Source organism: Hymenobacter latericoloratus, from assembly GCF_014199535.1.
In the GTDB taxonomy this organism is placed as follows: domain Bacteria; phylum Bacteroidota; class Bacteroidia; order Cytophagales; family Hymenobacteraceae; genus Hymenobacter; species Hymenobacter latericoloratus.
Window position 1 is genome coordinate 57,540 of the sequence record NZ_JACHNV010000007.1, and the last position, 20,521, is coordinate 78,060.

Consider the following 20,521-nt stretch of genomic DNA (forward strand, 5'->3'; position numbering starts at 1 on the left):
TTACCTCGTCGGTGACAAAGATAGCCATCATCAGCATTGCCATGGGATTGGCCGTGATGGTGGTGTCGTTTGCTATTCTGGAGGGCTTCCGCAACGAAATCCAGAACAAGATCTTCTCCTTCGGGTCCCACCTGCAAATCAGCAAGTACGATACCAACAACTCGCTGGAGGTGGAGCCCATCAGTGGGCCGCGGCTGGTGCAGGAGCTGCAGCGGAATCCGCAGGTGGCCTCTATTCAGCCTTTTGCGCGCAAAACGGCCATCATCAAAACCAAGGAGGAAGTGCTGGGCGTGGTGCTGAAGGGCATCGACGAGAAAAGCGGCCGCTCGCCCATGCGCCAGAACATGGTGGCCGGCAAGTTCCTGACGTTCTCCGACACGGCGGCCAGCAACGACGTGCTGCTCTCGCGCAAGGTGGCCGACAAGCTCCGCCTCAAGCCCGGCGACAAGGCCCTGTTCTACTTTATTCAGAACCCGCCCCGGGTGCGCCAGTTCACCGTGCGCGGTATCTACCAAACCGGCCTCGACGAGTTTGACGAAGCCTACGTCATCGGGGACATTCAGCAGGTGCGCGACCTGACCAGCTGGTCCGATTCGCTGGTGGGTGGCCTGGAAATCACCCTAAAGGACTTCAACCGCCTCGATCCCGTCGCCGACAACCTCTACGAGAACCTGCGCTACGACCTGAAGCTGGACAAAATTACGGACCAGTACGCTCAGCTTTTCGACTGGCTGCAGCTGCTGAACCGTAACGTGGTAATTTTCCTGGTGCTGATCATCTTCGTGGCTACGTTTAACATGGTCGCCACTATCTTCATCATGATTCTGGAGCGCACCAACATGATTGGAGTGCTCAAGGCCATTGGGGCCACAGACAACCAAATCCGGAGTATGTTTTTCTTCCGGGGTCTGAGCCTGACGGTGCGGGGCATGGTGTACGGCAACCTGATCGGGCTGGGCTTCTGCGCCATTCAGTACTTCTTCCACCCCATTCCGCTGGACCCCGAGAACTACTACATGGACCGCGTGCCGATTCACTGGGACCCCTTCATGATTGTGGTGCTGAACGCGGCCACCTTCCTGACCTCCCTGCTGGCCGTGCTGATTCCGACCTACCTTATCTCGCGCATCAAGCCCGTCGTGGCCATCAAGTTCGATTAAGTGTTAGCCCGCAGAAGGCGCAGAGTCGTTCAGCGGACTCAGCGCCCTCTGCGGGCTAAAAACCTATTGATTCAGCCACTGGCTCTGTAAAATCAGGTTGGGGTCAGGACACAAGGCGGGCCATTTCTCCCGCTCCTCCGGTAAGGCTACCCCCGGAAAGTCGCCGGAACGGCCTTCCAGATCGGCAATAACCTGGAAGTGCAGGTGGGGCGGCCAGTCGCCATTTTCGGGGGCGGGGCCTACTTCCGTGAAGGTTTCGCCTTTTTCGATGCGCATGCCGGGGCGCAGCAGCAGGGTTTCGCGGCGGCTGAGGTGGCCGTAGAGGGTATAGAAAACGGTATCCTCCAGCTGATGCTGCAGGATAACGGTAGGGCCGTAGTCGCCGAAGTGGTCGTTGTCTTGCACGCTGTGCACCAGCGCGTCCAGCGGGGCCAACACGGGTGTACCGGCCCGCAGCCATACATCCACGCCCAGGTGCAGGGAGCGAGCGGGCACGGCCGGGTCGCCGAACAGGCCGGGGCTGCGCCGGTAGATAACGCGGTTTTCGAGGTAGCCGCCTACCCCAATGTGAGCGTTCTGCGCTTCCAGCAGCCGGCCTACCAGCTCCTCAAAAGCGGCGGTGTCGCGCAGGTCGGCATTCTGGAGTACGGGGTTGGCGGCCGTAAAATCGAGGCGGGCTACATCGGGGGCGTTCAGATCAACGGGCAGCACAGGGCTGAATTCGTGTTGATGACGCTCAAGCAGGGAAGCAAGCATGGAGAAATAATAACAAGGCAGGAAAGGCCGCCCGGTAGCAGCCGTGAACAATACGCGTGAGCTACGCTGCAGCTACCAAGCCTCAGCAAGCAAAAGGGCTACGGGCAGGGCCGTGGATTCGGCCCTGCCGACGCAAGATTTTGTACGTAAGCTCAACGCGGCGCAAGCTACGGCGTACGCCACATTATCCTGTATTTTTGCCCCTCTTTCCCTGAACCCTCAGGTTTCTACCTCCCCCGAAGTCCTTTTGTAATGAGCAGTGCCTACCTTACCCTGAACGTTGTTGAGCTAACCCACGAAACGCCCGACGCCGTTACCATTCACTTCGAACATCCGGACCGCCAGGCCGTGGCCTGCCAGCCCGGCCAGTTCCTGACGTTGATTTTACCCTGCGGGCCCGGCGGCAAAAAGGAGCGCCGGGCGTACTCGCTCAGCAGCACGCCCGCCGAGGCTCCGCGCCTAGCCGTTACGGTAAAGCGCGTATCAGGGGGGCTGGTGAGCAATTACCTGCTCGATACCGTGCGGGTAGGGCAGCAGGTGGAGGTAATGGCCCCACTGGGCAACTTCACCCTCACGCCCCAGCCCAACGCGGCCCGCTCCATTGTGCTGGTAGGGGCCGGCTCTGGCATCACGCCCCTGATGAGCATGCTGAAAGCCGTGCTGCGCGAGGAGCCCCGGAGCCAGGTGCTACTGGTGTACGGCAACCGCAACGAGCAGTCGGTGATTTTTGCCGAGCAGCTGCGGCGCCTGGAGCAGCAGTACGCCGGCCGTTTGCAGGTAGAGCACGTGTACAGCCAGCCCATTACCCCCACCTCGGGCCACCAGCACACTGGCCGCCTCAACCGCACCATGCTGCTGCGTATTCTGGAGCAGCGCCACCAGTTTCCGGCCGCCCAGGCCGAGTATTACCTCTGCGGCCCCGAGGGGATGATGACGGAAGCCTACGCCGCCCTGGAGCTGCTGGGCGTGCCGGCCAGCCGCATCCGCCGCGAGAGTTTTGTGGCCGCCGCCGATGCCTCGGAAACGGCCGCCGCCCAGCCCAGCGGGCACGGCGACGTATCGACCGCCGCTGATGACACGCCGGGCGCTTACACCGTGACCATTCACTACGAAGGCTCGGAGTACCAGGTAGCCGTAGCGCCCAACCAGACAATCCTAGAAGCGGCCCTCGACCAGGACATCGACCTGCCGTACTCCTGCCAGGCGGGGCTGTGCACCGCCTGCCGGGGCAAGTGCCTCTCGGGCAAGGTTCACCTCGATGAGCGGGAAGGCCTCTCCGACTCCGAAATAAAACAAGGCTACGTGCTGACCTGTGTCGGCCATCCGCTCACGGCCGACGTAGTGATTGAAATAGATTAGCTGGCCCAGGGGTTCGGGCGGAAGGCAGGGGTAGGCAAGGAGCCAGCCTGCTTTTCGCCACGGCTTGTTTTGCCGGCCCGCAGCCGAACAACCGGCCCTGAGCAACGGTTATTGCTGTTCAGGTTAGCTGGTAGCCAATATGTTGCTACATTGTTCGAACCTGACAGGCGCGTTCAAAGTACTATCCCTTTGCGGCGTGCCTTGTGGTCTGCCTTTTTTACGTAAGCTATGACATACTCTGCCCCCGCGGCCGACCTGGCAACTGAAACCCAGCGTCCGCCCCGCCAATACCTCCCTGAGTCGTTCACCGTGACGGAATGGGCCGCCATTGAACCGTACTTTATTGAGTTGCGCGACCGGGTCATTCGCTCGGCCCCGGAGCTGGAGCAGTGGCTGCTGAACCGCTCGGAGCTGGAATCGGTGCTGAGTGAGGACCTGGCCTGGCGCTACATCCGCATGACCTGCGACACCCAGGACCAAGCCCAGGCCGAGGCCTTTCAGTATTTCGTGAGCGAAATTGAGCCCAACGTAGCCCCCTACGACCACGCCCTGAACGAGAAGATGATGGCTTCCGAGTTTCTCGGGGAGTTGGACCCGGCTCGGTACCGCATCTTTGTGCGCTCGGTGCGCCAGGCCCTGGAAATCTATCGGGCCGAGAACATTCCGCTGAAAACCGAAATCAGCACCAAGCAGCAGCAATACGCGGCCATTGCCGGGGCCATGACCGTGACGCTGGACGGCGAGGAGTTGACCCTGCCCCGCGCCGCCGACCGCCTCAAAAGCCCCGACCGCGCCGTGCGCGAGCAGGCCTGGCGGGCTATTCAGGAGCGGCGCCTGCAGGATGCTACCCCCCTCGATGCGCTGTACACTGAGTTGATTGGCCTGCGCCACCAGGTAGCCCAAAACGCCGGTTTCGCGAACTTCCGCGACTATATGTTCGCGGCCCTGGGACGCTTCGATTATACCCCGCAGGATACGTTCGACTTTCACCGGGCCATTCGGGAAACGGTGGTGCCCCTGATTGACGACCTTGACCTGGAGCGCCGCCAGGACCTGGCCCTGCCCGAGCTGCGCCCCTGGGACCTGGACGTGGACGTTTCGGGCAAGGCTCCGCTGCGGCCCTTTGAAACCGGCGAGGAGCTGCTCGAAAAGACCGTTACGGTGTTCGACCGCCTGGACCCGTTCCTGGGTCAGTGCCTGCGCACCATGCGCGAAATGGGCAACCTTGATCTGGAGTCGCGCAAGGGCAAGGCGCCCGGCGGCTACAACTACCCCCTCGACGAAACCGGGGTGCCGTTCATCTTCATGAATGCCACCAGCTCCCTGCGCGACGTGGTGACCATGCTGCACGAAGGCGGCCACGCCGTGCACTCCTTCCTGACCCGCCGCTTACCCCTGAGCGCCGACAAGCACCCGCCATCCGAGGTGGCCGAGCTGGCTTCCATGAGCATGGAGCTCATTAGCATGGACCACTGGAACGTGTTCTTCACGGATGAGGACGAGCTGCGCCGGGCCAAGAAAACCCACCTGGAAAGTGTGCTCGAAACCTTTCCCTGGGTTGCCACCATTGATAAGTTTCAGCACTGGGTGTATGAAAATCCGGGACATACAGTGGAAGCCCGCCACCAGCGCTGGACCCAGATTTTCGATGAGTTCAACCAGCGCACCGTGAGCTGGCAGGGCCTGGAGCACATCAAGCCCTACCTCTGGCAGAAGCAGCTGCACCTCTACGAAGTGCCGTTCTACTACATTGAATACGCCATGGCCCAGCTGGGAGCCATTGCCGTATGGCGCAACTTCCGGCAGGACCCCGCGGCGGCCCTGCAGGGCTACCAGCGCGCCCTGGCCCTGGGCTACACGGCCCCCATCGGCGAGATTTATGCCGCCGCCGGCATCCGCTTCGATTTCAGCACGGAATACCTGCGCACGCTCGCCGATTTCGTGCGCGACGAAATGGCGAAGCTGTAGCGCGGCTACCCTCATTCCACAACAAAGCCCCGGACCAAAGAGCTTGGTCCGGGGCTTTGTCGTGGAATGAGGGGTAGGAAGCGGCGAGCCTAGTTTTGCAGGGTAAAGAGGGGGAGAGGTTTAAGCTTGCTGTACTTGCCCCCAAGTTGCTCTAGCTCGGCGGTGTGCACCTGCAGGTAGTTGTTGAAGCGGCTGGCCGCCTGGTCGTAGCGAATCCGGAAGTTAACCAACTGCGCGTCGGCCGACTGAATTTGGTCGGTGAGGGTTTTGACGGGCGCCGCCGGCTCCTGGTCAGCAGGCAGGGCTACAGCGTACACCACCCGGAGCAGCGAGTCCTGGGCCGTATCATAGGCATCAATCAGCGCCGATTCGGCCATGCTTTGCTGGGTATAGCGGCGCTGGGCCAACCGGTCGTTGGCGTACTGAAGCTGGGCCAAGCGGGTGCGGTCGGCGCCCGGCTGGGTGGTCAGCTCCCGGAGCAGCTGCTGGGTAGCGCGGAGCTTGGCATCGTCGGAGGTTTGCATCTCATGCCAGCGAGCATCCACCGTGTCCCGCAGAATATCCAGCTGCACCTTCACGGCCTGGGCCGAAGCGGGGTCAATGCTTTTAGGAGTACGGTTGCAACTGATAGTAGTAAGGGTAGCCAGAACCAGGAATAGTGAAGTGAGGCGCTTCATAAAAAACAACAAAATGGAAAGTAGTAGGCCAACGAATATTTAGCAAAAAAGGCTCATTAGGCAATGAAGCCCACAAAAAATACCACTGCCCGTTCGTGCTAAACCAGTAAAGCAACCGGTAGTATGCTGCCGGGACAGGCAGGCGGGGTTGACCGTTAACATCAGCAAATGGGTGTTCGTACTACCATCCGGCCGCGTACCTTTGCGCCCCGCTGCTTTTGCGCTTGCCCTGAACCAACGCAACCTGCAAAATCGGCTTCATCTGAGAAAATCTGTGAACCTATGACGCCCCTCGATAAAGTAGGTGAGTTCGGCCTGATTCGTCGGATTCAGGAAACCGTGCAGCTCCGCCAACCCAGCACCATCCTCGGCATCGGCGACGACGCCGCTATTCTAGCCCCGCCGGCCGGGCAGGAGGTCGTCGTTACCACCGATCTGCTGGTGGAAGGCGTGCACTTCGACCTCACCTTCTGCCCCCTGAAGCACCTGGGCTATAAGGCCGTGGCCGTAAACGTATCGGATGTGGCCGCCATGAATGCCCTACCCACCCAGCTGGTAGTAGCCCTGAGCGTACCCAGCCGCTTCACGGTGGAAGCCATTGAGGAGCTGTACGAAGGTATGCGCCTGGCCTGCGAGGCCTACAACGTGGACCTGGTGGGCGGCGACACCACTGCCAGCCGTTCGGGCCTGACTATTGGCATTACGGCCCTAGGGCAGGTAGCAGCCGGCCAGGCCGTGCGCCGCAGCGGAGCCGGCCCCAATGACCTGCTCTGCGTTACCGGCGACCTGGGCGGCGCATTTCTGGGCCTGCAGGTGCTGGAGCGCGAAAAGCAAGCCTGGCAGGCCGACCCCGAAACCCAGCCCGAGCTCAGCAAATATCCCTATGTGCTGCAGCGCCAGCTGCGCCCCGAGGCCCGCATGGACGTAGTCCACGAGCTGCGCGACCTGGGTGTGGTGCCCACCAGCATGATTGACGTGTCGGATGGGCTGGCCTCCGAGGTGCTGCACCTGTGTCAGGCCAGCGGCACTGGGGCCCGCATTTTCTCCGAGAACCTGCCCATTGCCAACCCCACCCTGGAAGTAGCTGAGGAGTTCAACCTCGACCCCATCATGTGCATGCTCAACGGCGGCGAGGACTACGAGCTGCTCTTCACCGTCCCCCTCTCGGCCCACGACAAACTCAAAAACCACCCCGACATCACCATCATCGGCCACATGGTGGACCGCAGCGAAGGCGCCAACCTCATCACCAAAGCCGGCCAGCCGGTACCGCTACGCGCCCAAGGCTTCCAGCACTTCGGGTAACCCCCCCGTCATTGCGAGCCGGAGGCGAAGCAATCCGTCCCGTACAACGTGCTACCCCCGAAAACGTGACAAGCCCTTGCATCCACCACGGACGCAAGGGCTTGTCACATTATTAAACTTGTCACGGAAGAGAGGAAGGATGGCGTCGTCGTGCCTCCTCGCCATGACAGACGTTTCGGTTAATCCTCGGGGTAGGGGATGTACACGAAGTTAGTAAACTCCTCATCCAGCACGAACAGGCAGCAGTATTCGTCGGCATCCTTGTAGGTCTGCTGGAAGTCCTCGATTTTATCGAGACCAATAACGTGTTGCTGCACTAGCATCTCGGCGTAGCTGGCGAAAACGTGCCACTCTAGGTTCAGTTCGTCGGCATTCACCAGCAGGCCGCCCAGCGGCACCTCCTGGCGGGCGAAGATGAAAATGGGATACTTGGAAATCTCCCGCTTCCGGATCTGGTAAGAAGCTTCTTTCAGGGTATCCGATACGGTAGCAAAGTCCTTGGTGATGGTGCCGAGGTATTTACCGTTCAGTTCAGGGTCGTTGGTGTAGTCCATGCAGTTGTTTTTCCTGTCATCCTGAGCGGAGCGAAGGACCTTATTACGTCAGAACGATACTCGTAACAACGACTTGTTCTGCTGCTATAAGGTCCTTCGCTCCGCTCAGGATGACAGATGGTTTAGGGCTCCAAGAAATTCCATTGTGGATTTTCAGTGACTATTAACGCTTCCTTCTTCGCCCGCGTCCAACCTTTCAGTTCCTTTTCGCGGGCGATGGCAGCTTTACTATCGAAGTATTCTTCTACGTACAACAGGTTATAACAGTAATACTTGCCGGCGAATGTATCCTTGCTTCCGCGGTTGATATAGTGTTGAGCCAGGCGGCTTTTTATATTGTTGGTAATGCCAATATATAATACAGCTTTGGCTGGATTGGTAGTGATATAGACATAGTAAGGCATAGCGAATAAAGCTAAACTATTCTGTCATCCTGAGCGGAGTGAAGGACCTTTTCACGTTAGAACTATACTCGTAACAACGACTTGTTCCAACGTGATAAGGTCCTTCGCTCCGCTCAGGATGACAGGAATTTCTTGCTACTTCAGTTCCAGCAGCACCACATTCTCTACGTGGTGGGTGTGTGGGAACATGTCTACGGGCTGCACTTTCACCACTTTATAGGCGGAGTCCAGAAGCTCCAGGTCGCGGGCCTGGGTGGCGGGGTTGCAGCTCACGTACACGATGCGGGGGGCACGCATTTCCAGCAGACGGGCTACTACATCCTCGTGCATACCGGCGCGGGGTGGGTCGGTGATGACTACATCGGGGCGGCCGTGCTTCTCGATGAACTCCGCGTTGAGCACGTCCTTCATGTCGCCGGCGTAGAACTCGGTGTTCGTGGTGCCGTTGATTTCGGAGTTAACGTGGGCATCGGCTACGGCTTGCTCCACGTACTCCACCCCGATGACGTGCCTGGCCTGGCGGGCCACGAAGTTGGCGATGGTACCGGCCCCGGTGTAGAGGTCGTACACCAGCTCGGTGCCGGTGAGCTGGGCGAAGTCGCGGGTGATTTTGTAGAGGTTATAAGCGCCCTCGGAGTTGGTCTGGTAGAACGACTTCGGCCCCACCCGGAAGCGCAGGCCTTCCATTTCCTCCTCGATGTAGGGCTTACCCTTGTAGCACACCACCTCCAGGTCGTGGAAGGTTTCGTTGCCCTTGTCGTTGAGCACGTAGTTGAGGGAGGTAATCTGCGGGAACCGCTCGTAGATGTAGTCAAGCAGGGGCTCAATGGCCTGGTGCTGGCGGTAGCACTGCAGAATCACCATTAGCTCGCCGGTGGTGCCGGCCGTGCGGATGATGAGGTTGCGCAGCAGGCCCGTCTGCTTGATGATGTTGCCGAAGCGCAGCATGTTTTCCCGCGCGTAGTCGCGGATGGCCAGGCGAATCTGGTTGCTGGGGTCGGGCTGCAGCCAGCAGTGGTTCACGTCGATGATTTTATCGAAGCGGGCGGGCGTGTGGAAGCCCAGCACGCGCCGGTCGTACTGGGTCGTTTCGTCCTGAATCTGCTCCTCGGTCAGCCAGCCCATGAAGCTGAAGGTGTACTCCAGCTTGTTGCGGTAGTAGGTCTGGGAAGGCGAGCCCATAATGGGCAGCACCGCCGGAATTTCCACCTTGCCGATGCGCTGCAGAGTGTCCTCTACCTGCTGCTGCTTGAAGCGGAGTTGGGTATCGTAGCCGATGTGCTGCCATTTGCAGCCCCCGCACACGCCAAAATGCTCGCAGAAGGGCGTCACGCGCAGCTCTGAGTACTTGTGGAAGTGCGTGGGCACGGCCTCCAGGAAGTTCTTTTTGCTGCGGGTCACGCGCAGGTCCACCACGTCGCCGGGGGCTACCTGGGTCACAAAAATGACGAGGTTATCGTGGCGGACAATGCACTTGCCCTCGGCCACCATGTCCTGAATCTCAATGTTGCGGAGCGCCTCCGCCGGGATTTTTTTAGCTGCTTTACTCACGGCGGCAAAGATACGCACGGAGTTCACCGGATTTTGCGGGTTACGCGGATTTCGTGGGGTAGGGAGGGGGCAAGGCTTGCCTGCGCCGCCTCGTTTGGCTGCCGGAAATTGCCGTAGTTTTGCCGCTCTCCCAACCGGGATTCAAGGCTTACTTTCCCCTCATGAAAAATAAAGTTGTACTGATTACCGGCGGCACGTCGGGCATTGGCCGGGCCACCGCCCTGGCATTCGGGCGGGCCGGGGCCCGCGTCGCCATTACCGGCCGCGACGAAGCGCGCCTGCAGGATACCGCCCGCGAGCTGGCGGGTCTGGGCGTGGAGCACCTGGCCATCCGGGCCGACGTGGGGGTAGAGGCCGACTCGGAGCGGGCCGTGCAGGAAACAGTGGCCGCTTTCGGCCGGCTGGATATCCTGATTAATAACGCCGGCATCAGCATGCGCGCCCTGTTCCGCGACGCCGACCTGGACGTTATCCGGCGGCTGATGCAAACCAACTTCTTCGGCACCGTTTACACTACCAAGTTCGCCCTACCCCATATTACGCAGGCAAAGGGTTCTATTGTAGGTATCAGCAGTATAGCCGGCTACCGGGGCCTGCCCGGCCGCACCGGCTACTCGGCCTCGAAGTTTGCCATGCACGGTTTCCTGGAGGCCCTGCGCACCGAGCTGCTGCCCCAGGGCGTGCACGTACTGCTGGCCTGCCCCGGCTTCACGGCTTCCAACATCCGCAACGTGGCTTTGGCCGCCGACGGCTCGGCCCAGGGCGAATCGCCGCGCAACGAGCAGCAGATGATGAGCAGCGAGGAGGTAGCCGACCACCTGGTGCAGGCCGTGCAGCAGCGCCGCCGCGACCTGGTGCTTACCGGCCAGGGCAAGCTGACGGTCTTCCTGAACAAGTGGCTCCCCGGCCTGGCCGATAAGTTGGTGCTGAATCATTTCCGCAAGGAAGAGCCCGATTTCACGTTGTAGCCCAACCTGCCTTCAAGCAAATCAAAAAGCCCGCGGCTGAGGAGGCGCGGGCTTTTGTTTTATTCTACCAGGAGTAGATCGGGGCGGCGGATGTAGGCGTCGCGGCCCTGCCAGTGCACCCGGTACCAGATGTCCTGCTGGCCCTGCACTTCAAACCGGTCACCGGCGGCGGCAGTAGTCAGCCAGGCCGCGCCCGCGCTGGGCCCGGCCATCAGCGGGGCCCGGGCCCGCGCTACCAGCCCTACCCGGGCCGGGCCCAGCAAGTTCAGGTACAAGCCCACTACCACCAGATAAATGGCGTAGGCAGCCCACCAGGCGCGGTCGGCGGTGCGCCGCCGCACCAGCAGCAGGGTACCCCCCACCACGGCCAGTACCAGCAGCACCTGCAGCAGGCGGTAGTAGTAGCGCTGCACGGTAATAGCCAGGTTTTGCCGCCACGTATTGGGGTAGCCCGTGAGGCGGTGCTCCTGGGCCAGCTCCACCATTTTTGCCCAGGTAGTGTGGTGGGGCTGCCAGGCCTGGGCCAGACTCAGATAATACAAGGCAGCCGGATAGTGCCCCAGGCCCTCCTGCACGTAGGCCATGCGCAGCAGCTGCCGGGCCGATTGCAACCCCTCCTGCTCCCGCGCCCGGCGGTACAGGGGGTAAGCCTGCTCTACGTTACCCGTTTCAAACAACGAATCTGCGCGCAGGAGCTTAGGAGTAACTTTTTGGGCCTGAGCAGCTTGAAATACAGGCGACAGGAAAAGGAAAAAAAGAAGGACTTTTTTCAGCAAAACAGTTGCACGATTAAATTTGGGCTTCTACTTTTGTGCCACAATCAGCGAAAAACGTTCGCCGTTTGCAAAGAAACAAATGATTCTGTAGCTCAGCTGGTAGAGCAATACACTTTTAATGTATGGGTCCTGGGTTCGAATCCCAGCGGAATCACCACCAAAAGCCCCGTCGGCACTTAGCCGGCGGGGCTTTTTCTTTTGCGCTTCTGCCACTGAACTATTGTTATGTGCGGTTTATTAGGCTGATAGTTAAAGATTTACATAAAAATCAAAAGGGCAGCTCAGGCTGCTATTGCCGAATCAGGCTCGCGGGGAGGGTGCCGCGCCGGACATACCGAGTTGGTTGAAGGGCCGGCGTGCAAGGGTGAAAGATGCACAAGCAGTAGGTTTTCTTGTACTCGGCTGATTTGCTGGTGCGCAATGCTGAATTTCCGTGAATGGCAAGCAGAGGGGTGGGGCCTGCCCGGTTAAAACACGGGTTTCTGTTCCGTAGTACATTCCGGGCCACTACCATCTGGCTTACTAAAGCGCGCCTGCCCTCATCATACCCCCCAAACTGCCGTGCCTTGGAGCCGCCCTCGATACCTAGCTCGACTTTAACACAGGCCGGAAGTTAGTCGTATGAATAGGACATCAGTCAACAGGACTGCGTGGTTGTTCTCCTTATCCTACTCCTATGTTCGACAAACTTGAAACCCTCGATGACCTGCTGGAAATGCAGCTCAAAGACCTGTACAGCGCCGAAAGTCAGCTGGTGAAAGCGCTACCTAAAATGGCCAGCAAAGCCAAGGACGAGCGCCTGCGCCAGGGCTTCGAAACCCACCTGCGCGAAACCGAAAAGCAAGTGGACCGGCTTGAGCAAATTGGGCAGACGCTGGGCCTGAAGCTGAGCGGCCATACCTGCAAGGCCATGGAAGGCCTGATTGCCGAAGGCCAGGAAACCATGTCGGAGCGGGCTACCGATGAGGTAATGGACGCCGCCCTGATTGCAGCGGCCCAACGCATTGAGCACTACGAAATTTCGGGCTATGGTACGGCGGCTCACTACGCTGAGCGCCTCGGCCACCAGGAAGTAGCCCGGCTGCTGCAGCAAACCCTCAGTGAGGAGCAGCACACGGATACCAAGCTCAATGAGCTGGCCAAAAACTACATTAACGCCAAGGCTGAATAAGCCTGCTGCTACCAAGCGGTAAACGCCTGCCCCGGGAAATGCCCACAAAAGCGGGCCTTTCCTGGGGCATATTACTCACTTGCCTTCTGATTCATGGCCGCAAAAAAACGTACTTCTGCTACTTCCTGCCCCGTTCCGCAAGGTAAACTTCTGCTCATTGGCGGCCACGAGCACAAAGGAGATGCGCCCGAAGATGATGAGAAAGCTGCTCGGAACGTAAACTTTGCCCCCGAAGCCATCCTGCGTCGTCTGGCCGAGGAAATAGGCGACCGGGGCCCGTTGGTCGTAATTCCTACCGCCTCGGAGCAGTCCGAAGAATCTGCCCAGGATTATGTCCGGGCTTTTCAGCGCCTGGGGGGGCCGGCTGTTGAGGTGCTCAATATTAAGAGCCGCTCCGAGGCCAACGACGAAGCCCGCCTTCGGGTACTGGAGGAAGCCGGGGGCGTCCTCTTTACCGGGGGCGACCAGCTGCGCCTAACGGCTTTGTTAGGCGGAAGCTACCTGCAACATCGCCTGCAGGAGCGCTACTCCTACGATAATTTTATTGTTGCCGGCACCAGCGCCGGGGCCACGGCCATGAGCACGCCCATGGTGTACCAGGGGCGCAACGATGCCGGCTACCTGAAGGGGGAAATTCATATTACCACCGGCCTGGAGTTACTGCACGATGTGGCCGTGGACACTCACTTCGTGGCCCGGGGCCGCATTGTGCGGATGGCCCAGATTCTGGCCACGAATCCGGCCTGCGTGGGCATGGGACTAGAGGAAGATACGGCCGTGCTGGTAACGGAGGGGCAGGAGCTGGAAGTGCTGGGCAGCGGCCTGGTAGTGATACTGGATGCCCGCGCCTGCAGTTCTACCAACATTCATGAAATAGCGCCCAACACGCCCTTTACGCTGCGCGGGGTGGAGCTGCACCTGCTGGCCAGCGGCGAACGGTACACGCTACCCATTCAGCCCCGCCTCTATGCGTAGCCCGTGGCTCCAGTAGTACCGCCTTACCGCAGGAGAGGCGCGCGGCCTGATCGGGGAAGCTTAGGCTCCCTTGATCAGGCCGTTTTCCATGGCGTATTTGATCAGGGCGGCCGTGTTCTTGACCTGGGTTTTCTCGATAATGTTCTGGCGGTGGGTTTCGATGGTGCGCTTGCTGGTGAATAGCTTTTCGGCTATTTCATTGGTTGTCAGGCCCTCTGCAATAAGCTGCAGCACCTCCCGTTCGCGGTTTGATAAGTCGCCCTGCTTTTTCAGAGGCTGCTCGTCGCCGCTACCCCCCGTCTGACTCAGAACCTTGCGCAGCATGTTAAGTCCCAGCTCGCTGCACAGGTAGGCTTTGCCAACAGCCACAGTCTGAATGGCCAGAACGATTTCGGCCTTGTCCACGCTTTTGAGTACGAAGCCACTGGCACCGGCATCTAGTAGCTGAGCGATGTTGCGCTCATGGCTCACCATGGATAAAATAAGAATTCGCACGTTGGGGAATTCCTCCCGCAGGCGGCGGGTAGTAGCCAGCCCATCCAGCACCGGCATGTTAACATCCAGCACTACTACATCGGCAGGAGTACCCGGCAGCATATCCAGCAGCTCCTGGCCATTGCTGGCTACGCCTACCACCGTCAGGCCGGGCTCGGGAGCTAGCGCCGCTTGTAGGCCCTCACGCAGAATCGTGTGGTCGTCAACTAAAAAAACTCGAATCATAACAGCGCAAATTAAACCTGATGAGCACAAGGAGGCGAAGTAGGGCCTGCCGCGCCTGCTGCCACCCGCGGCGGAGCGGACCCCATAAAAGCCGCCGCCAACTTGCGGTAAACTCCCTGTTTGCACATACGCAGGTTGCGTACACAAGGTAAGGCTGACCGGGGCCGGCGGATAAGGCTACCCGAGTTTTTATTCTCAGATATAGCCGGCCAAGCGGGCTGCTCCGTATTAGTCACATCCGTGTTTTTTCAGCAAAACCCGTATAAATTCTTTCTCAAGAATTTCACTTGCCTGGAAAGTTTGTCCGTATAGCCAAGGGAAAATGCGTGGCAGTTTGCTGCTACGCGGTTTTCCGGCAAAAAGCGGTCAGGCTCAGGTTCGCTTTTTCTCACTTCTGGACACTTTTTATGCTTAAAGCACGCACATTCTGGCTGGCCGCGGTTCTCCTGGGCGCCGGCCTCAGCCTAACGGGCTGTAACGGCGACAAAGGCCGTGACGCCAATACGGAAACCACCACCGAAGCCAGTGGCGACGTGGACAGCAACGGCAGCGCCGATATCAACGGCTACCCCGATGCCACCTCCGATTCGCTGACAGCCGGCACTCAGGCGGGCGAAAACAACGCTCAATCCCGGCCGGATGAAACCAAAGGAGCCGGCTCGCCAGAAACTACCGTTCCGGTGGGCACCACCAGCGGCAGCGCCGGTACTACTTCCGGTGCCGGAGGCAGCACGGGCTCCACTACCGGCGGCCAGTAAGAGGCTGTAACCCGTCCGTTTTTCTTATTTCTTTTCTTTTCCCAACCATCCACTCTTTCTGCGCTATGAAAAAAGTAACTGTTTTCCTCGGCACTGCCCTTATGGCCGCCTTTGTTGCTACGGCCGGCATTGAAGCAACTTCGGCCGCCTCCACCACCGACCAGGGCACTACCACAGGCGGTACGGGTGGTGGCAGCACCAGTGGCACTACTACCAGCGGCAGCACAACCGGCACCATGACGTCGGGTGGCACCACCAGCGGTACCACGACCTCGGGCAGCATGACCAGCGGTTCAACCAGCGGCACCATGACCTCGGGCAGCATGTCGGGTTCCGGCTCCACGTCCGGCACCATGACGTCGGGCTCTACTACCTCGGCTTCGGGCCGCTCTACCTCGGGCTCCGGCCGGATGTCCAACAAAAAGAAATCGTCCTCTACGCGCACCACCTCGGGCTCGGGCCGCACCACCAGCGGCGGCACCACCTCAGGTCGCACGACTAGCGGCAGCACCACGTACTAAGCTCCCGCAGCAGTAGGTATTTCCGAGCCTGATAAGAGGCCTGAAGCCCTGGCCCAGCGCTAAGGGTAGCTTTTCAGGCCCTTTATCAGGCTCGGTATGATTATGCCACAGGCCGTTCGTGTTGCTCTGCTTGTTCGTACTAATTCTCTGATCCTTTTTTTTCCCCTTGTCCGGATACGGCATGCCAGCTTTGTACTCGGTGTTGCGGCGCCCTTTTGAAGTAGATCTGCGTGCCCTGGCTCTGTTGCGAGCCGCCGTAGCCGTTGTGTTGCTGCTGGATATCGGTATCCGAAGCACTGATCTGGAAGCGCACTACTCCAATATGGGTGTGCTGCCGCTGCCCGTGCTGCTACAGCATAACTGGACGCCCTACCAATTTTCTCTGCACGCCAGCAGTGGGCTTTGGCAGGTGCAAGCCGTGCTGTTCTTGCTGGCGGCGGCCGCGGCCGTAGCTTTATTTCTGGGTTACCGAACCCGGCTGATGACGCTGCTCTCCTGGGTGCTGCTGGTATCGGTGCAAAACCGTAACCCCCTGATTCTGCAGGGCGGTGACGACCTGCTGCGCATGCTCCTGTTTTGGGGATTTTTTCTGCCCTGGGGCCGGGTGTATTCCCTGGATTCCCGCGGTAAGCCCCTGCCCGCAACCATGCAGTATGCCAGTGCCGCCACCCTGGCCTATGTGGTGCAGCTGGCCCTGGTGTACTGGTGCACGGCCCTGCTCAAGAGCAGTCCCGAGTGGCGTGAGCAAGGCACGGCCCTCTACTACGCCCTCAGCCTCGACCAGGTGCTGCTGCCCGGCGGCCGGCTGCTGTACCCCTATCCGGGGCTGATGCAGGCACTGACCTGGGTTACCTTCTACACGGAGCTGCTGCTGCCCTTCGTGCTGTTTATCCCGTGGCGGGTGCCGTGGTGGCGGCTGCTATTTGTAGGCGTGATGTACGGCTTTCATCTGGGCATCAGCCTGACCTTGTTCGTGGGGCTGTTTTTCCTGATTAATATGGCCTCCGTGCTGGGCTTGCTGCCCGGTAGCGCCATGGACTGGCTGGAGCGGCGGCTGGTGCCTGCCTACCAGCGCCTGGGCCCCCGGGTAGCGGCCCGCCTGCGCCAGCCCTGGGGCAGCCGTTTGGTGGGGCTGCGTGGCGCCGTGCGCCTGCGGATAGAAACGGCCTTCGAGCTTTCCGCCGGCGCCCGTGCCCTGCTCCGCTCCACCCGCGAAGGGCTGGTGCTGGGGTTGCTGGCCTACGTGTGCTGGTGGAACCTCGACAGCATTGTGCGCCCCGAATGGGCTATGCGGCCCTCTATGCGGTGGCTGGGCTACCTCATCCGGACCGACCAGCACTGGGGCATGTTTGCTCCCTCCGTGTTCAAGGACGACGGCTGGTACATTCTGGACGGCACCACCACCACCGGCCAGCACCTGGACCTGAACCGGCAGGGCCGGCCCACCACTTCCCGCAAGCCGGCCTCCGTGGTGGCTTTATTCCGCAACGACCGGTGGCGCAAGTATTCCGAGAATTATCTGTTCGTGGATAACTCGTACATGCGGCCCTATTACTGCAATTACCTGCTGCGCATCTGGCACGAAGACCCCACACATCCGCCACTGCGTCAGCTCGAGGTTATTTACATGAAGGAAGTGTCGTTGCCTGACTACAAAGTAGCGGGCCCTACCCGCGAGGTGCTGTGCGGCTGTGCCCCGGCCGCTCCGTGAGCGTAACTGCCTGGCGCAGTCGATTTGTTCTACTCTTATTCTCTCCCTCCCATGACGAATTCATCAGAAGAAAAACCCACTGCAAACCGCGCCAACACACCCGCCCTGTTTCCGGTTGTACCCGGCATCTGGGGGCGGCGCGACGTATTCGCTAACCTCTTCTACGTGCGGGCTCAGGAGCAGCCTACTACCTCCTGGGTGCTGGTAGATGCCGGTCTGCCCGGCTCCGGTAGCAAAGTCCGGCACACTGCCGAATACCTGTTCGGGGCCGGTAACCCGCCCGCCGCTATTGTGCTCACCCACGGCCATTTCGACCACGTCGGCGCGCTGCCTTACCTGCTTAAGCTCTGGCCTACCGTTACGGTGTACGCTCATCCGCTAGAGCTGCCTTATCTCACGGGCCTTTCTGCCTACCCCCCGCCCGACCCCACGGTAGGCGGAGGCGCCATGGCGGCCATGTCGTTTCTGTATCCGAAAGCGCCGCTTAACCTGGGCAACCGGGTGCAGCCCCTGCCCCCCGATGGCACGGTGCCCCACCTGCCGGGCTGGCGCTGGCTGTTTACCCCGGGCCATACGCCCGGCCACGTGTCGTTCTACCGCGAGCAGGACCGTCTGCTGCTGGCCGGCGACGCCTTCGTGACGACCAAGCAGGAGTCGGCAATTGCGGTGTGGCAGCAGCGGCAGGAAGTGAACGGCCCGCCGGCTTACTTTACTCCCAACTGGCCCGAGGCGCACCGGTCGGTAACTCTGCTGGCGGAGCTGCAACCTTTGGTAGCAGCCACCGGCCACGGCGTTCCGATGCAGGGCGAAGTGCTGCAGCGCGAGCTGAGCCGCCTGGCTCAGGAATTTGAAGAACTGGCCGTGCCGGCTCAGGGCCGCTACGTGGGTCGGCCGGCTACCGCCGATGCTACTGGGGTGGTGTACCTGCCACCGGCCCCTGAGCGCCGGGTGCCACTGTGGGCCGTAGGCGCCGGGGTAGCGCTGGTTGCGGGCCTGTACTGGCTGCGGGGCCGCCGCCCGGCCGCACCCAAGGGTACTTATACGGGTGATGCGCGGGCGTACCGCCGCCCGGGCGCTAGGTAAGCGCCCGTTAGGTACCACAGGAGCCCGGGTTTTTTTCTGAAGCATGACACTGGTGGTCAGCCTTCGGAGGCTGAATGCCCAGCGCCTGCCTGGCCACGAAAAGGCCGGGTTTCCCGGCTACCTGCTTTCTTCAAGGCAATACCGTGTGGTTGCAGCCCCGCTCTCCGCCGCCTTCCCGCGGGGTGGGGCGGGGCTGTACCGGTTATACACCCACCCGCATATGACTTTTTCCCTGCTTCGTGATGTAACAGACGTCCGTCGCCAGCTGGTGGCGTTGCGGCACCTGTGTTTGCGGCGGCACTCCATTTCGGAGCTGACCGGGCGCATCCGGCGGCTACTCACAAACCATCCCGTGCGCTGCATTGAGCTTCCGGCCGGGATTGTGCTGTACCGGGGGGTAGTGCGCCAAAAGCCTCCCGTGTACTGGTCGGAGGTTTCCTATCCGCCCGCCGGGCGGGTGCAGCACGATCAGCGGGCTAACCGGGCGGGGCAGCCCATGTTTTACGCCAGCGCCACCTGGCACCCGCCCTTTTTTGAGGCGGGTGTGCAGCCCGATGATCTGATTGTTATCAGCCGCTGGATCAGTCGGGAGCCCCTGCGACTGGTAAGCTTCCACGAGCCTGATCAGTGCCCCGATGATCCGCACGCCGACCGCAACCAAGTGCTCGGGCAGGCCCGCGCCGCTCTGCCCGAGCCGGCCCGCCTGGTAGCGGCCTTTCTTACGCGCGTGTTCACCAAGCCGGTTTCAAGGCACAACAGCCACCACTACCGCCTCTCAGTAGCCGTAGCGGAGGCCTGTGAGCTGGGAACGGCGTTTGATGGCTTGCTGTATCCTTCGGCCGCCATGACCTCGCCGGCGCACAACCTGGCCCTGCACCCCAGTTGCCTGGATTCCGGAAAACTGGCGCTGCAGTACGTGGAGCATTTGCGGGTTAACCAGGTGGGAGTAGAAACCCTGGACGTATGCTCCCTCGACTTTGCCAACCGCTTTCATGAGGATGGGCGCCTGCACTGGCTGGGCCAGCCCGGAAACTGGGTTTTACGCGAGGCTGGCCACAGCTCCGTTTACTATTTGGGAGACAGCGGGCAGTGGAATCCGGCAGAGTAGTCGGCTAATAGGAAGAAGACGTTGAGCTTATGAACGACCAGACTGTCAAACAATTAGGATAATAGTTAAATGCTAATATTTTTTTAGCTATTTCTACGTATAAGTACGTGTTTGTTTGAAATAAACACGTATTTTGATGGAATAGGAGGGTGTTTTCCAAGGCATCGGCGTACAACGGGGCGTGTTTCACCTTGATACTCGCTACCTCCTATGATGACAAATTCCCCTTCCCAGACCCCTGAGTCGGCTGCTACTCCGGCCGGGGTACCGCGCCGTGACTTTCTGCGCTACACGGGTGCCAGCCTTGCCCTGGGTGGGCTGCTGCTGACTGGCTGCGACGATGACTCCGACAACGTCAATGACAACCTGCTCGACGTAGGCTCCGGCGACACCGGCATTCTAAACTACGCCTACGCCCTGGAACAGCTGGAAGCTGCCTTCTACGCCCAGATTAAAAACGGCGACTATTACAAAGGCCTGGGCGCCAACAGCGCCGAAAAGCAGATTCTCGACGACCTGGCCCTGCACGAAAGAGCCCACGTTGATTTCTTCCGCGGGGCCCTCAACACCAACGCCATTAAGGCGCTGGAGCCGGAGTTCGGGGCTATCAACTTCAATGACCGCAACAGCGTGCTCACCAACGCACAGGCCTTCGAAGACCTAGGGGTAGCGGCTTACAACGGCGCTGGCCGTTTTATCACGTCGGCGGCCAACCTGGTGCTGGCCGGTAAAATTGTTTCGGTAGAAGCGCGTCACGCCGCCCTCATCCGCGACCTGCGCCAGTACAACAGCTTCGTGGCCGGCGATGTAGTGGACCTGTTCACCCCAACTTCCGAAACCTCGGCTCCGGGCGCGGGTACGGGCACGGGCAAAGAAAAGTCGCTGCGGCCCCAGCAAGTACTGAGTGTTGCCAACCAGTTCTTGAAAGCGGGCTCCAAGCTCAGCGCCAACAGCTTCAGCTAGGCCCCGGCTTCCGCTTTCTGCACTACCGTTTTC

20 protein-coding genes and 1 tRNA gene are annotated in these 20,521 nt (G+C 60.3%); 14 read left to right on the forward strand and 7 right to left on the reverse strand.

The window, feature by feature from the left end:
- The first annotated feature begins 11 nt into the window (after positions 1-11).
- Complete coding sequence (locus GGU46_RS22505; RefSeq protein WP_317171936.1) at positions 12-1,160, forward strand: ABC transporter permease; 1,149 nt, start codon at positions 12-14, stop codon at positions 1,158-1,160.
- A 63-nt stretch (positions 1,161-1,223) separates the two neighbouring features.
- On the opposite strand, the gene GGU46_RS18220 is transcribed toward GGU46_RS22505, so the two are convergent.
- Positions 1,224-1,916: a peptidoglycan DD-metalloendopeptidase family protein gene (locus tag GGU46_RS18220; protein WP_183405001.1), complete on the reverse strand. Its 693-nt coding sequence runs from the start codon at positions 1,914-1,916 to the stop codon at positions 1,224-1,226.
- 252 nt (positions 1,917-2,168) lie between these two features.
- Here GGU46_RS18220 and GGU46_RS18225 point away from each other — a divergent pair, with 252 nt between their 5' ends.
- Positions 2,169-3,275, forward strand: coding sequence for a ferredoxin--NADP reductase (locus GGU46_RS18225; protein ID WP_183405002.1), 1,107 nt, complete (start codon positions 2,169-2,171; stop codon positions 3,273-3,275).
- A 228-nt stretch (positions 3,276-3,503) separates the two neighbouring features.
- On the forward strand, positions 3,504-5,243 hold the full coding sequence (locus GGU46_RS18230) for a M3 family oligoendopeptidase (RefSeq protein ID WP_183405003.1): 1,740 nt from the start codon (positions 3,504-3,506) through the stop codon (positions 5,241-5,243).
- Positions 5,244-5,332: 89 nt separating this feature from the next.
- On the opposite strand, the gene GGU46_RS18235 is transcribed toward GGU46_RS18230, so the two are convergent.
- On the reverse strand, positions 5,333-5,920 hold the full coding sequence (locus GGU46_RS18235; protein WP_183405004.1) for a hypothetical protein: 588 nt from the start codon (positions 5,918-5,920) through the stop codon (positions 5,333-5,335).
- A gap of 282 nt (positions 5,921-6,202) precedes the next feature.
- Between GGU46_RS18235 and thiL the strand changes: the two genes are divergently transcribed.
- Positions 6,203-7,225 (forward strand): thiamine-phosphate kinase, encoded by a 1,023-nt coding sequence (gene thiL / locus GGU46_RS18240; RefSeq protein WP_183405005.1) that lies wholly within the window; start codon positions 6,203-6,205, stop codon positions 7,223-7,225.
- Between the two features lie 179 nt (positions 7,226-7,404).
- Here the strand turns inward: thiL and GGU46_RS18245 are convergent, their stop codons facing one another.
- From GGU46_RS18245 to rlmD, 3 genes are all read right to left on the reverse strand, one after another.
- Positions 7,405-7,779, reverse strand: a complete 375-nt coding sequence (locus GGU46_RS18245; RefSeq protein WP_183405006.1) for a hypothetical protein — start codon at positions 7,777-7,779, stop codon at positions 7,405-7,407.
- 122 nt (positions 7,780-7,901) lie between these two features.
- On the reverse strand, positions 7,902-8,183 hold the full coding sequence (locus GGU46_RS18250) for a GIY-YIG nuclease family protein (RefSeq protein ID WP_183405007.1): 282 nt from the start codon (positions 8,181-8,183) through the stop codon (positions 7,902-7,904).
- A gap of 135 nt (positions 8,184-8,318) precedes the next feature.
- On the reverse strand, positions 8,319-9,734 hold the full coding sequence (gene rlmD / locus GGU46_RS18255) for a 23S rRNA (uracil(1939)-C(5))-methyltransferase RlmD (RefSeq protein ID WP_394353404.1): 1,416 nt from the start codon (positions 9,732-9,734) through the stop codon (positions 8,319-8,321).
- 161 nt (positions 9,735-9,895) lie between these two features.
- Between rlmD and GGU46_RS18260 the strand changes: the two genes are divergently transcribed.
- Positions 9,896-10,702, forward strand: coding sequence for an SDR family oxidoreductase (locus tag GGU46_RS18260; RefSeq protein WP_183405008.1), 807 nt, complete (start codon positions 9,896-9,898; stop codon positions 10,700-10,702).
- A 59-nt stretch (positions 10,703-10,761) separates the two neighbouring features.
- Here GGU46_RS18260 and GGU46_RS18265 read toward each other — a convergent pair whose 3' ends face one another.
- Entirely contained in the window at positions 10,762-11,379 is a 618-nt protein-coding gene (locus tag GGU46_RS18265; RefSeq protein ID WP_183405009.1) for an SH3 domain-containing protein, read from the reverse strand.
- 180 nt (positions 11,380-11,559) lie between these two features.
- Between GGU46_RS18265 and GGU46_RS18270 the strand changes: the two genes are divergently transcribed.
- From GGU46_RS18270 to GGU46_RS18280, 3 genes are all read left to right on the forward strand, one after another.
- A tRNA-Lys gene (locus tag GGU46_RS18270) sits at positions 11,560-11,635 on the forward strand.
- 519 nt (positions 11,636-12,154) lie between these two features.
- Positions 12,155-12,649, forward strand: coding sequence for a YciE/YciF ferroxidase family protein (locus tag GGU46_RS18275; protein WP_183405010.1), 495 nt, complete (start codon positions 12,155-12,157; stop codon positions 12,647-12,649).
- Between the two features lie 93 nt (positions 12,650-12,742).
- Complete coding sequence (locus tag GGU46_RS18280; protein ID WP_183405011.1) at positions 12,743-13,624, forward strand: cyanophycinase; 882 nt, start codon at positions 12,743-12,745, stop codon at positions 13,622-13,624.
- 60 nt (positions 13,625-13,684) lie between these two features.
- Here GGU46_RS18280 and GGU46_RS18285 read toward each other — a convergent pair whose 3' ends face one another.
- Positions 13,685-14,344, reverse strand: coding sequence for a response regulator (locus GGU46_RS18285; protein WP_183405012.1), 660 nt, complete (start codon positions 14,342-14,344; stop codon positions 13,685-13,687).
- A gap of 407 nt (positions 14,345-14,751) precedes the next feature.
- On the opposite strand from GGU46_RS18285, the gene GGU46_RS18290 reads away from it, so the two are divergent.
- The 6 genes from GGU46_RS18290 to GGU46_RS18315 all read left to right on the forward strand — a co-directional run bounded on the left by GGU46_RS18290 (position 14,752) and on the right by GGU46_RS18315 (position 20,488).
- Entirely contained in the window at positions 14,752-15,102 is a 351-nt protein-coding gene (locus tag GGU46_RS18290; protein WP_183405013.1) for a hypothetical protein, read from the forward strand.
- A 65-nt stretch (positions 15,103-15,167) separates the two neighbouring features.
- On the forward strand, positions 15,168-15,623 hold the full coding sequence (locus GGU46_RS18295; protein ID WP_183405014.1) for a hypothetical protein: 456 nt from the start codon (positions 15,168-15,170) through the stop codon (positions 15,621-15,623).
- Positions 15,624-15,804: 181 nt separating this feature from the next.
- A complete protein-coding gene (locus GGU46_RS18300) occupies positions 15,805-17,334 on the forward strand; it encodes an HTTM domain-containing protein (protein WP_183405015.1) in 1,530 nt (509 codons plus the stop codon).
- A gap of 51 nt (positions 17,335-17,385) precedes the next feature.
- Entirely contained in the window at positions 17,386-18,417 is a 1,032-nt protein-coding gene (locus GGU46_RS18305) for an MBL fold metallo-hydrolase (protein ID WP_183405016.1), read from the forward strand.
- Positions 18,418-18,637: 220 nt separating this feature from the next.
- Positions 18,638-19,525: an RES domain-containing protein gene (locus GGU46_RS18310; RefSeq protein WP_183405017.1), complete on the forward strand. Its 888-nt coding sequence runs from the start codon at positions 18,638-18,640 to the stop codon at positions 19,523-19,525.
- 210 nt (positions 19,526-19,735) lie between these two features.
- Positions 19,736-20,488 (forward strand): ferritin-like domain-containing protein, encoded by a 753-nt coding sequence (locus tag GGU46_RS18315; RefSeq protein ID WP_246399100.1) that lies wholly within the window; start codon positions 19,736-19,738, stop codon positions 20,486-20,488.
- Positions 20,489-20,521: the final 33 nt, after the last annotated feature.

Excerpts from the sequence above, each read along its gene's own strand:
- GGU46_RS18220 (WP_183405001.1), bottom strand. The coding sequence starts at position 1,916 with ATGCTTGCTTCCCTGCTTGAGCGTCATCAACACGAATTCAGCCCTGTG.
- GGU46_RS18225 (WP_183405002.1), top strand. The coding sequence starts at position 2,169 with ATGAGCAGTGCCTACCTTACCCTGAACGTTGTTGAGCTAACCCACGAA.
- GGU46_RS18230 (WP_183405003.1), top strand. The coding sequence starts at position 3,504 with ATGACATACTCTGCCCCCGCGGCCGACCTGGCAACTGAAACCCAGCGT.
- GGU46_RS18235 (WP_183405004.1), bottom strand. The coding sequence starts at position 5,920 with ATGAAGCGCCTCACTTCACTATTCCTGGTTCTGGCTACCCTTACTACT.
- thiL (WP_183405005.1), top strand. The coding sequence starts at position 6,203 with ATGACGCCCCTCGATAAAGTAGGTGAGTTCGGCCTGATTCGTCGGATT.
- GGU46_RS18245 (WP_183405006.1), bottom strand. The coding sequence starts at position 7,779 with ATGGACTACACCAACGACCCTGAACTGAACGGTAAATACCTCGGCACC.
- GGU46_RS18250 (WP_183405007.1), bottom strand. The coding sequence starts at position 8,183 with ATGCCTTACTATGTCTATATCACTACCAATCCAGCCAAAGCTGTATTA.
- GGU46_RS18260 (WP_183405008.1), top strand. The coding sequence starts at position 9,896 with ATGAAAAATAAAGTTGTACTGATTACCGGCGGCACGTCGGGCATTGGC.
- GGU46_RS18275 (WP_183405010.1), top strand. The coding sequence starts at position 12,155 with ATGTTCGACAAACTTGAAACCCTCGATGACCTGCTGGAAATGCAGCTC.
- GGU46_RS18280 (WP_183405011.1), top strand. The coding sequence starts at position 12,743 with ATGGCCGCAAAAAAACGTACTTCTGCTACTTCCTGCCCCGTTCCGCAA.
- GGU46_RS18285 (WP_183405012.1), bottom strand. The coding sequence starts at position 14,344 with ATGATTCGAGTTTTTTTAGTTGACGACCACACGATTCTGCGTGAGGGC.
- GGU46_RS18290 (WP_183405013.1), top strand. The coding sequence starts at position 14,752 with ATGCTTAAAGCACGCACATTCTGGCTGGCCGCGGTTCTCCTGGGCGCC.
- GGU46_RS18295 (WP_183405014.1), top strand. The coding sequence starts at position 15,168 with ATGAAAAAAGTAACTGTTTTCCTCGGCACTGCCCTTATGGCCGCCTTT.
- GGU46_RS18300 (WP_183405015.1), top strand. The coding sequence starts at position 15,805 with ATGCCAGCTTTGTACTCGGTGTTGCGGCGCCCTTTTGAAGTAGATCTG.
- GGU46_RS18305 (WP_183405016.1), top strand. The coding sequence starts at position 17,386 with ATGACGAATTCATCAGAAGAAAAACCCACTGCAAACCGCGCCAACACA.
- GGU46_RS18310 (WP_183405017.1), top strand. The coding sequence starts at position 18,638 with ATGACTTTTTCCCTGCTTCGTGATGTAACAGACGTCCGTCGCCAGCTG.
- GGU46_RS18315 (WP_246399100.1), top strand. The coding sequence starts at position 19,736 with ATGATGACAAATTCCCCTTCCCAGACCCCTGAGTCGGCTGCTACTCCG.